Source organism: Novosphingobium sp. (assembly GCF_036733805.1).
In the GTDB taxonomy this organism is placed as follows: Bacteria; Pseudomonadota; Alphaproteobacteria; order Sphingomonadales; family Sphingomonadaceae; genus Novosphingobium.
On sequence record NZ_DAIMZT010000052.1, the window covers coordinates 1 to 1,215 of the forward strand.

Below are 1,215 nucleotides of genomic sequence, written 5' to 3' on the forward strand. Positions count from 1 at the left end.
GCGCATCTTGGCGGCATCGCCGGCCTCAAGCTCGGGCGCATCAGCGAAGTGCCGGACAACGATCGTCCTTTTGGCACGACCGCGCAGGAAATCGCCCGCTACTGGTGCGACCGTCACGCCATCCCATTCCTGGGGGAAGCCGATATCGGACATGATAGCGCCAACAGGATTGTACCATTCGGGCTTGCCCAGGCGCGCCAAGGGCAATAACCGCCCGCCACATCCGATTCACGCGCGGGCTGCTTGGGTGCCTGCGCGACAGCAGGAGCGGTTGCTATGCGTGCATTCGTGTTTCCGGGTCAGGGTAGCCAGAAGGTTGGCATGGGGGCTGACCTTGCCGCGGCCAGCGCCTTCGCCCGAGAGGTTTTCGAGGAAGTAGACGAGGCTTTGGGCCAGAGTCTGTTCAGGATCATGACCGAAGGGCCCGAGGATCAACTCACTCTTACTGAGAATGCGCAGCCGGCGATCATGGCCAACGCCATAGCCGTGCTGCGGGTTCTGGAGAAGGAAGGCGGTATCGTGCTGGCTGATAAGGCCGATTACGTCGCCGGACATTCTCTGGGCGAATACACTGCCCTTTGCGCATCGGGGGCCTTCAGCTTATCCGACACCGCGCGCCTCCTGAAGTTGCGCGGGCAGTCGATGCAGGCCGCCGTGCCGGTGGGCGTCGGCGCCATGGCCGCGCTGCTGGGGGCCGACATCGCAAAGGCTACCGCGCTGGCCGAGGCCGCCGCGGAGGGGCAGGTCTGCACTGTGGCTAACGATAATGATCCCACCCAAGTCGTCCTCTCGGGCCACAAGGAGGCGATTGAGCGCGCCGTAGCGATGGTGAAGGATTATGAGATCAAGCGCGGTGTATTGCTGCCGGTCTCGGCGCCGTTCCATTGCCCCTTGATGCAGCCGGCAGCCGACGCCATGGCCGAAGCGCTGGACAAGACGCGCCCCGGAACATTGCGGGTGGCCCTGTTCGCGAATGTCACTGCAAGCGTCGCCTCCGACCCTGATGAAGTGCGCCGTCTGCTGGTGGAGCAGGTCACCGGCCGCGTCCGCTGGCGCGAAAGCGCGGTCGCCATGAGGGAAGCGGGTGTGGAAACGTTCGTTGAACTGGGCGGCAAAGTGGTCGGCCCGATGATAAAGCGATCGGCAGGCGAAGTTGAAATCGCCTCCGCCACGACCATGGCGGAGATAGAGGAACTGGCGAAAGTCATTTGACCC

1 protein-coding gene and 1 pseudogene are annotated in these 1,215 nt (G+C 63.7%); both read left to right on the top strand.

Features of this window, described 5'->3' with window-relative positions; genetic code table 11:
- Positions 1 to 210, top strand: a pseudogene (locus V7D69_RS12010) (LD-carboxypeptidase); the annotation flags it as partial.
- Between the two features lie 66 nt (positions 211 to 276).
- Entirely contained in the window at positions 277 to 1,212 is a 936-nt protein-coding gene (gene fabD, locus V7D69_RS12015) for an ACP S-malonyltransferase (protein WP_333605905.1), read from the top strand.
- The last annotated feature ends 3 nt before the right edge of the window (positions 1,213 to 1,215 follow it).

What these genes read in the sequence shown, in the direction of transcription:
- fabD (WP_333605905.1), top strand. Translation starts at nt 277, where the DNA reads ATGCGTGCATTCGTGTTTCCGGGTCAGGGTAGCCAGAAGGTTGGCATG.